This is a genomic window from Nitratidesulfovibrio sp. 1201_IL3209 (assembly GCF_036763125.1).
Taxonomy (GTDB): Bacteria; Desulfobacterota; Desulfovibrionia; order Desulfovibrionales; family Desulfovibrionaceae; genus Cupidesulfovibrio.
In genome coordinates, this window is sequence record NZ_JBAIYT010000054.1 from 1 (window position 1) to 8,834 (window position 8,834).

The window sequence follows — 8,834 nt, forward strand, 5'->3', positions numbered from 1 at the left end:
TTACACCTCAAAGAATGTGAATGGCGCTACAACAAGCCCCTGCCCCAACTCATTGCCGAAATGAAACGGCTGGTAGCAAAAAACAAAGACCTGATGGTCTAGAGCCTTAGGATTTTCGTTCGTTGGCAAGGAAAACAAGCCTGCCATGAGGGAGTGCCCCAGCCGTTATGCGAGTCTTCGAGCATTACGGATGAGGACCGCAACGCGTACTCTTCTCGTATTCGACCGAGCCTTAGCCGTTAGGCGAGCGCACAGCGCGAGTCTTGCCCTAGCCGTTGGTGAGCGCAGCGAACCTTACGGATAGGGACCGCAGCGCGCGGATAAGGACAGCAACGCTATGGCAGGCGAAGTTTGACGATGCCAACGGGCGAAAAGACAATTTAGAGACAGCCCCTAAAAGGAAGCCATGTGCGCGGCCAGGGCGCGCATGTCCTCGTCCGAAAGTTTTTTGGCGATTCCCGCCATGACGGCCTTTTTCGAACCGCCGTAGCTGCCGTCCGCGTAGCCCTTGAGCTTGCCGTACAGGGCTTCGGCGGTCTGGCCCTTCACGGGCCGCGCGGCCCCCAGGGCCGCCTTGCCGCCGTCCTCGCCATGGCAGCCCGCGCACTGGGCGTACAGCGTCGCGCCGTCGGCGGCCCGGGCGATGCCCACAGCCGCCGGAACCCATGCCGCGCAGGCCAGCAGCGCGCCAAGGACCGCGCCGGAGATGCAAACCTTCATGTCACCTCCACGGGACAAAAACGATTCCAAGTGCCTGTAGGATAACGCCTGAAGGCAAAAAAAAGCAACCGCCTTCCCGTCTTGGACGGCTGCTGCCGCGTTTGCGCCGTTCCCGGCGCGTCATCTGGCGCGCCATCTGGCGCACTCTCTGCCGCAACCGGCGGGTATTTGGGATGATAACATGAAAAACGGGCGACGCCCGCGCGCCGCCCGTCCATGTGCTTCAATGCCGGAAAAGACCGCCTAGACGGCCCCTTCCTGGCCCACGCGGGGCGCGGGCTCCTTTTCCTCCTCGGGCATGCCGAAGTGCAGCAGCACCGGGCTGGCCACGAAGATGGAGGACAGGATGCCCACGAACACGCCCACCAGCATGGTCAGCGCGAAGTCGTGGATGACCCCGCCGCCCAGCACGAACAGCGCCAGGATGACCAACAGCGTGGTGCCGCCCGTCAGGATGGTGCGGCTCAGCGTCTGGTTGATGCTGGCGTTGATGATGTGCGCGTAGGTCCATTCCTTGCGGTGGGTGCGCAGCGTCTCGCGGATGCGGTCGTAGACGATGATGGTGTCGTTCAGCGAGTAGCCCACCAGGGTCAGGATGGCCGCCACGATGTTCAGGTCCACTTCCTTGTCCAGCAGCGAAAGCACGCCCATGGTGATCAGCACGTCGTGCACCAGCGCCACGATGGCCCCCAGGGCGAAGTTGAGCCGCAGCTTCCAGCACAGCACCATGGTGAGCACCAGCGAGAACGGCACCAGCCACAGCCGGGGCACGCCGATGAGGCCCAGCAGGTACATGCCGCCCGCCAGCGTGCCCGCCATGACGGCGGAGGCCATCCAGCGCCGCTCGAACCGGCCGGAGATGTAGATGGCGATGAGCAGCACCGCGTAGTACAGCGCCTCCACCGCCTTGCTCTTCAGGTCCGCGCCCACCTTGGGGCCGACCATCTCCAGGCGCTGGACCTCGAACGTGGCGTCCTTGATGTTGGCGGTCAGCGCACCGGTGACGGCCGTGCGGATGGCCTCGGCCGACTCGTCGGTGTGCGACATGCGGATCAGGTAGTCGGTCTCGCCCTCGCCGAAGCGCTGCACGGCAAGGCCGGGCAGGTTGGCGCCTTCCAGGCTCTTCTTCAGGTCGTCGTCGTGCACGGGCCGGTCGAACTTGACCTGCACGATGGCCCCGCCGGCGAAGTCGATGCCGTAGGTCAGCCCGCCCTTGAAGACAATGGAAAGCAGCCCCACGAGAACGAGCGCGATGGATATCACATACGCCTTGTGGCGCATGCCCACGAAGTCATAATTGGTATCATGCCGGATGAACGAGAAACCCATTGTGGCTCTCCTCCGCTATATGCTGAGGCGTTTGTCGCCCGAACCGCCCTTCCAGGCGTGGAAGACCACGCGCGAAACGAAGATGGCGGTGAACATGGACGCGATGATGCCCAGCGTCAGCGTGACGGCGAAGCCGCGCACCGGGCCGGTGCCGAACTGGTACAGGATGGCCGCCGCGATGATGGTGGTCAGGTTCGAGTCGGTGATGGCCAGCGTGGCGCGGTCGAAGCCCTCGTGGATGGCGGAAAGCACCGTGTGCCCCCGGCGCAGTTCCTCGCGGATGCGCTCGAAGATCAGCACGTTGGCGTCCACGGCCATGCCCAGGGTCAGCACGATGCCCGCAAGGCCGGGCAGGGTCAGGGTGGCGCCGAAGGCGGCCATGCCCGCCAGGATGAGCAGCACGGTGAAGCACAGCATGACGTCGGCGATGAGGCCGGACACGCCGTAGTACGCCACCATGAAGATCATCACCGCCGCGCCGCCGACAACGGCGGCAAGAATGCCCTTGTCGATGGATTCCTGGCCCAGCGATGGGCCGACGGTGCGTTCCTCGAGCACGCTCACCGGCGCGGGCAGCGAACCCGCGCGCAGCACGATGGCCAGGTCCTGCGCCTCCGCCGTGGAGAACTTGCCGGTGATGCTGGCCCGGCCGCCGCCGATCTTTTCCTGGATGACCGGCGCGGAATAGACCTTGCCGTCCAGCACTATGGCCAGGCGCTTGCGCACGTTTTCCTGGGTGATGCGTTCGAACATGGCCGCGCCGCGGCTGTTGAAGGTCAGCATCACGTAGGCCTGGTTGAAATTGTCGAAGCCGGGGCGCGCGTCGGCCACGTATTCGCCGGTCAGCACGGCTTCCTTGTCCACCACCATGGGCGTTTCGGCCTGGCTGCCGTCGGCCCCGCGCCGGATCATGGGACGCACCTCGGTGCCGGGCGGCAGGATGCCGCGCGCGGCCTTTTCCGCGTCCACGTCGTCGCGCACGATGTGGAACTCCAGGTGGGCCGTCTGGCCGATGATCTGGATGGCGCGCTGGGTGTCGTGCAGGCCGGGCAGCTGGATCTGGATGCGGTTGTCCTGCTGCTTTCGGATGTCCGGTTCGGCCACGCCGAACTGGTCGATGCGGTTGCGGATGGTCTTGACCGCCTGCTCCAGCGCCATATCGCTGATGTTCTTGCGATATTCCGGCTTCATGGTGGCCACGTAGCGCAACTGCCCGTCATCGGTGGTCTGCGGCGCGGCAACGCTCAGCTGCGGGAACTGCCTGGCCAGCAGTTCGCCCAGCACGTCGCGCTGCTCGGCCCTGGCCAGCACGAACTCGATGCGGTCGCCGGGCAGCACCCGCGGGCGCAGGACGAAGGCGTCCTTCTCGCGCGCCATGGTGCGGATGTCCTGGCCCATCTGGGCCAGCGAGTTTTCCACGGCCTTGTCCACATCGACGCCCAGCGTCAGGTGGATGCCGCCCATGAGGTCGAGCCCGAGGCTGATGGTGCTGTCGGGCAGCAACCTGCCCAACGGCGACGACTTGATGCCCGGCAGGCTCGGGAGCACGTAGGCCACGCCGAACAGCAGCACGGCCAGCACCACGGCGAGTCTCCAGCGGAAACCCTGTTTCATTGCCACTCCTGGAGTTGCGGTATGTCACGCGGGCGCGGCGCGCGACCGCATTCACGGCAAAAAGGCAAGCAGGCGCCAGCCGTGACCACGGTGCGCGTGCTTGCCCCATGCCGCGGGAAACGGGACTACTTCTGCCCGTCCTTCCCGTCTTCGTTCTTGTCCGCGTCCTTGCCGGCCTTCTTGTCGGCGGGCTTCCTGTCGTCCTTCTTGGCCTTGGGGTCCAGGACCGCGCTGACGAAGGAACGGCCCACGCGGACCTTGGTTTCGCCAAGGTCGAGCACCAGCACGTCGTCCTGCACATCGAACACGCGGGCGTAGATGCCGCCGGCGGTCACCACGTTGTCGCCTTTCTTGATGGACTCCAGCATGGCCTTGTGTTCCTTGGCCTTCTTCTGCTGGGGACGGATGAGGAGAAAGTAGAAGATGGCGAACATGAGAATCAGCGGCACGAAAGACGCGATGGGGTTGGCCCCGCCGCCGGCCGGCTGACCCGCGCCCATGGCGTACGCCACGTTGGTCCAGAGCATGATGCCTCCTTGAAGGTTACGCCCCCGCGTGGAGGGCGTTATGGTCGCAAAACGTGACTTACCTACCTGCCATGGCCGTTTTTTTCAACGCTTTTCTGGCCGCCGGTCCGCGCGGGCCATGCGGCGCAGGTGCCTGCGGATATGGCCGGAAAGGGGCTGGAAAGGAAGGGCCGCCCCGCCGAAGGGGGCAGCCCGAAACGGCGCCATGGGCCCATGGGGTACCGCCCCCGGCAGGCTCAGCAGAAGTCGTGGCGGATGCGGCGGCGCTCGGTTTCCACCTGTTCTTCGGTGGCGCCCAGTTCGCGCAGCAGGAAGGTGGACAGCGACAGGGCCACCGCGCCCTCGCCGGAAAAGACCACCTCCGCCCCGCCCGCGCGCAGGGCTTCGGCCTCGCGCAGGTAGGTGGTGTGGATGAGGATGCGCACCCTGGGGTTCACGGCGCGGGCCACCTCGATGATCTCGCGCGCCGGGGCCGTGGCCGTGGAGATGATCAACGCCTCGGCCTCTTCCAGCCCCGCGTGGCGCAATATCTCGGCCTGGGTGGCGTCGCCGTGCACGGCCAGCAGGGGACGCCCGGCGTGGTGGTCGCCGCCGTCAGGCGCATCTTTCGGGGAACCGTCAGGAGAGCCGTTCGGGGAACCCTCGGGAGAACCGCCGCCCCCCGCGTCGGCCCCTGCGTCGGACATGGCCTCCCCGGTCACCCCGGCCGCCTCGTGCGCGGCCTGGACGCGCAGTTCGCGCACGGTGTCGATGTTCATCTCCACCACCACCACGTCCATGTCGTTGTCGCGCAGGATGCGGGCGATGGCCCGGCCCACCGGGCCGTAGCCGATCAGCACCACCCGGTGCGCGCCGTCGGCGGGCACGGGCACGGGCGCGTTGCCCGCAGCCGGGCGCGCCACGCCGATGCCCCGGCGGGCCAGCACCTTCATCAGGGGGTCGATGCCCTTGTACAGCATGGGGTTGATGGTGATGGAAATCACCGCCGCCACCACCATGGCGTTGCCCGCCTCGGCGGGCAGTACGCCCAGGGCCGTGCCCAGGGATGCCAGGATGAACGAGAATTCGCCGATCTGGGCCAGGGCCACGGCCACGGATATGGCCTTGCGCAGGGGGTGGCCCAGCACCAGCACCACCACCAGCGCGGCCAGCGGCTTGCCCAGCAGCACGATGGCCAGGGTGATCAGCATCAGCGGCCAGCCGGTGGTCAGCGAGGCGGGGTCGAACAGCATGCCCACGGACACGAAGAACAGCACCGCGAAGGCGTCGCGCATGGGCAGCGCCTCTGCCGCCGCGCGGGCGCTGAAGTCCGACTGCCCCACCACCATCCCCGCAAGGAAGGCCCCCAGGGCCATGGACGCGCCGAAGAATTCCGCCGCGCCCACGGCGATGCCCAGCGCCAGCACCAGCACGGCCAGGGTGAACAGGTCGCGCGTGCCGGTGCGGGCCACGTAGGAAAGCAGGAGCGGGATCAGCCGCTGCCCGGCCACCAGCGTGAACACCACCAGCGCGCCCAGCTTCAGGGTGGTGGTGCCCAGCGTGGCCCACACCGAGGCGGGCGCTCCGGAGGCGGTGGCGGGCGGGAACAGCGCGGGCAGCAGCACCAGCACCAGGATGGTGAACAAGTCCTCCACCACCAGCCAGCCGATGGCCACGTGCCCCACGGGGGTGTGCATGGCCCGGTTGTCCGACAGCACGCGGGTGAGCACCACGGTGCTGGCCACGGAAATGGCCATGCCGAACACGGCCCCGGCCGTCCACGACCAGCCGAAGAAATGGGTGGCCAGCATGCCCAGCACCGTGGCGGCGGCGATCTGCACGATGGCCCCCGGCACGGCCACGGAACGCACGGCCATGAGATCCTTGAGATGGAAATGCAGCCCCACCCCGAACATCAGCAGGATGACGCCCAGTTCGGCGAATTGGGTGGCCGTGTCCGCGTCGGCCACGAAACCGGGCGAGTGCGGCCCCACCACCATGCCCGCCAGCAGGTAGCCCACGATGGGCGACAGGCGCAGCTTCTGGGTGATGAAACCGAGGGCCAGCGCAGCGGTGAGGCCGCCCGCCAGGGTCAGGATGAGGTCGATGTTGTGCGGCATGAAGAACTCTCGTCGGGGTGAAGGCGCGGCGCACGGGGCGGCACCGAAGGGGAATGACTGCGGACCAATGGGCTAGTATGCACATTCAACCGGCGCGTGGCAAGGTTGGAACGCGGATGGCGCGCCCTGCCGGGGGCTGGCGGAACGGTGAACGCTTCGGCGCGGGAGGCGGAACGGCCGGAACGACCCGGTACGGCGCGCGGGCTGGCGCGCATGGCGACACCACGCGTGGCGAAGCGCCCCGGCACGACGGGGACGCGGGAACGCAAGGGCTCCGGCGCGCAGTCGTGCCGGAGCCCAGCCTATCCACGCAAGATGTCCGTCGTGTGCCGAACCGGCCGGACGGAGGCTCCCGGGGGCTGTTTCCAATTGGAAACAGCCCCTAATTCGTCCCCACGTACATGTTGCCGTAGGGGCGGTGCGAGAAGGGGCGGATCTTCACGAACGGCTCGGACAGGATGGCTTCGGCCAGGGCGTCGGCGTCGGCGGGGCCGCCCGGCGCGCCATCGGCTCCGAATCCGCCCCCGAACTCACCCGCAAACTCCGCGGCGAAATCCGCCACGTGGACGCGCAGGAATTCCCTGTCCGCGTCGTCCACCGGCTCCATGGCAAGGCCCGGCCCAAGCTGGTGCTCGGGCACCCGGCCGCGCAGGTAGATGACCCCGCCGTGCATCCCCGTGCCCAGGTTGCGCCCGGTGATGGGCGCATCGGGCATGCCGGAATGCATGCCCAGCAGGATGATGGCCCCGCCCGCCATGTACTCGCCCAGAAAGTCGCCCGCCTTGCCGCCCGCCACGATGACCGGCACGCGGTCCATGTAGGCCTTCATGTGGATGCCCACGCGGTAGCCCACGTCGCCGCGCACCAGGATGCGCCCGTCGCGCATGGCGTAGCCCAGCACGTCGCCGGCCATGCCGTGGATGACGATGCGCCCGCCGTCCATGGTGTTGCCCACGCCGTCCTGCGCGTTGCCGTGCACGTGGATGGTGGGCCCGCGCATGAACGCGCCCAGGTCCTGCCCCGGCACGCCGCGCACGGTGAAGCGCACGTCGCCCTCCACGGCGGTGGCGATGTAGCGCTGCCCGCGCACCTGCACGATCTCGATGTCGGTGACGCCGTGCTCCAGCGCCGCCCTAATCCGCTCGTTGAGCTGGCGGTAGTACACCCCGGTGGCGTCGATGACGCACCGCTCTCCCTCGCGCTGCACACAGAAGCCCTTGTCGTCGCACATCACGTCCCCGCTCATGCTCCACCTCCCTGCGGCAGGTAGTCGATGATCACGGGCTGGCCCGCCTTGGGGGCCCAGACCCGGTCGAGGTCGCGGCAGACCTCGCGGATGGAGCTTTCCTCGCTGGACATGAACACCCGGTCGCCCTTCTCGGCCACCACCAGCGGGCGCAGCTTGACCCGGTCGTTGAGGCCCATCATGCCGTTGGAATCGGTCACCAGGATGGCGAAGGGGCCGTTGAGCAGGGCCGGACCGTAGACCATGCGCAGGGCCTTGAACGCCTCGCGCTCGGCTTCGGGCATGCGGTCCACCTCGTCCCAGAACGGCGGCGCGAACACCCAGCTGGCCTCGCGCCTGGTCAGGCCGTGCTTCCGGATCAGCAGGTCGATGAGATAGGCCACCACCTCAGTGTCGGTCATCAGGGTGCACTCGTAGCCGTGCTGGCACAGGTAGCGCTTGTTGATGCCGTAGGACGAGATTTCGCCGTTGTGCACGATGGCCCAGTCCAGCAGGGTGAACGGATGCGCCCCGCCCCACCAGCCGGGCGTGTTGGTGGGAAAGCGGTTGTGCCCGGTCCACATGTGGGCGTGGTACTCGTCCAGCCGGAAGAAGTCGGCGATGTCCTCGGGAAAGCCCACGCCCTTGAAGGCCCCCATGTCCTTGCCGCTGGAGAACACGAACACGCCGGGCACCCTGGTGTTGATGTGCATCACCGTGCCCACCATGTAGTCGGCCTCGTCGCCGGTGGCCCAGGCGGGGCGGTTGGCCTTGGGCGTCACGAAGAAGCGCCAGACTACCGGCGGGTTCTTCACGCTGGCCACCTTGCGGGTGGGAATGGGCTCGGAATGGCGCACGTCGTGGAACTGCTTGATGACGGACTCCGCCCGTTCCAGCGCGTCGCGGTCGTCGCACATCAGGTGGAAGGCGTACCAGTCCGACCGGTCCGGGTAGATGCCGTAGGCCGCGAAACCGCCCCCCAGGCCGTTGCCCCGGTCGTGCATGGTGCACATGGCCGCGATGGGCTCCGACCCGGGAATGAGCCGCCGCGCCCGGTCGATGACGCCGAACACGCCGCAGCCGGAAATGTCCTTCTCGAAATGCCAGAAATCGCGTGGAGCCTGCATGGCCTCTCTCCGTGGTGGACGGTCCGGGGAAGTGGTTCCACCGGAACCGTTGCGTGCATATTCCATAGGCTCTAGACCATCAGGCCAAGCCCTGATAGGCTAGAATCATGTTTAAAAACAGCAAATTAAGCCGCTACAAAATCGGAAAAATTGCTGAATGCTTTTGCATCGATATTGATGCCACCAAAACTGC

General features: G+C 67.0%; 7 protein-coding genes and 2 pseudogenes. 2 read left to right on the top strand and 7 right to left on the bottom strand.

Annotated features, from left to right (window positions below; translation table 11 throughout):
- Positions 1 to 102: pseudogene (locus tag V6B97_RS16625) on the top strand (IS1595 family transposase); the annotation flags it as partial.
- A gap of 291 nt (positions 103 to 393) precedes the next feature.
- On the opposite strand, the gene V6B97_RS16630 reads toward V6B97_RS16625, so the two are convergent.
- The 7 genes from V6B97_RS16630 to V6B97_RS16660 all read right to left on the bottom strand — a co-directional run bounded on the left by V6B97_RS16630 (position 394) and on the right by V6B97_RS16660 (position 8,641).
- The gene (locus tag V6B97_RS16630; RefSeq protein WP_333507644.1) at positions 394 to 720 is read right to left on the bottom strand and encodes a c-type cytochrome; all 327 of its coding nucleotides are present in this window, start codon (positions 718 to 720) and stop codon (positions 394 to 396) included.
- A gap of 243 nt (positions 721 to 963) precedes the next feature.
- Positions 964 to 2,049, bottom strand: coding sequence for a protein translocase subunit SecF (secF, locus tag V6B97_RS16635; protein ID WP_333507645.1), 1,086 nt, complete (start codon positions 2,047 to 2,049; stop codon positions 964 to 966).
- Positions 2,050 to 2,064: 15 nt separating this feature from the next.
- Complete coding sequence (gene secD, locus V6B97_RS16640) at positions 2,065 to 3,663, bottom strand: protein translocase subunit SecD (RefSeq protein WP_333507646.1); 1,599 nt, start codon at positions 3,661 to 3,663, stop codon at positions 2,065 to 2,067.
- A gap of 125 nt (positions 3,664 to 3,788) precedes the next feature.
- Positions 3,789 to 4,190, bottom strand: coding sequence for a preprotein translocase subunit YajC (gene yajC, locus V6B97_RS16645; protein ID WP_333507647.1), 402 nt, complete (start codon positions 4,188 to 4,190; stop codon positions 3,789 to 3,791).
- A 236-nt stretch (positions 4,191 to 4,426) separates the two neighbouring features.
- Positions 4,427 to 6,289 (bottom strand): cation:proton antiporter, encoded by a 1,863-nt coding sequence (locus V6B97_RS16650; protein WP_333507648.1) that lies wholly within the window; start codon positions 6,287 to 6,289, stop codon positions 4,427 to 4,429.
- A gap of 382 nt (positions 6,290 to 6,671) precedes the next feature.
- The gene (locus V6B97_RS16655; protein ID WP_333507649.1) at positions 6,672 to 7,535 is read right to left on the bottom strand and encodes a hypothetical protein; all 864 of its coding nucleotides are present in this window, start codon (positions 7,533 to 7,535) and stop codon (positions 6,672 to 6,674) included.
- Positions 7,532 to 8,641: a class II glutamine amidotransferase gene (locus V6B97_RS16660; RefSeq protein ID WP_333507650.1), complete on the bottom strand. Its 1,110-nt coding sequence runs from the start codon at positions 8,639 to 8,641 to the stop codon at positions 7,532 to 7,534. Before V6B97_RS16660 ends, V6B97_RS16655 begins: the two co-directional genes overlap by 4 nt.
- Positions 8,642 to 8,748: 107 nt before the next feature.
- Between V6B97_RS16660 and V6B97_RS16665 the strand changes: the two are divergent.
- Positions 8,749 to 8,834: pseudogene (locus V6B97_RS16665) on the top strand (IS1595 family transposase); the annotation flags it as partial.

Excerpts from the sequence above, each read along its gene's own strand:
- V6B97_RS16660 (WP_333507650.1), bottom strand. The coding sequence starts at position 8,641 with ATGCAGGCTCCACGCGATTTCTGGCATTTCGAGAAGGACATTTCCGGC.
- V6B97_RS16650 (WP_333507648.1), bottom strand. The coding sequence starts at position 6,289 with ATGCCGCACAACATCGACCTCATCCTGACCCTGGCGGGCGGCCTCACC.
- secF (WP_333507645.1), bottom strand. The coding sequence starts at position 2,049 with ATGGGTTTCTCGTTCATCCGGCATGATACCAATTATGACTTCGTGGGC.
- yajC (WP_333507647.1), bottom strand. The coding sequence starts at position 4,190 with ATGCTCTGGACCAACGTGGCGTACGCCATGGGCGCGGGTCAGCCGGCC.
- V6B97_RS16655 (WP_333507649.1), bottom strand. The coding sequence starts at position 7,535 with ATGAGCGGGGACGTGATGTGCGACGACAAGGGCTTCTGTGTGCAGCGC.
- V6B97_RS16630 (WP_333507644.1), bottom strand. The coding sequence starts at position 720 with ATGAAGGTTTGCATCTCCGGCGCGGTCCTTGGCGCGCTGCTGGCCTGC.
- secD (WP_333507646.1), bottom strand. The coding sequence starts at position 3,663 with ATGAAACAGGGTTTCCGCTGGAGACTCGCCGTGGTGCTGGCCGTGCTG.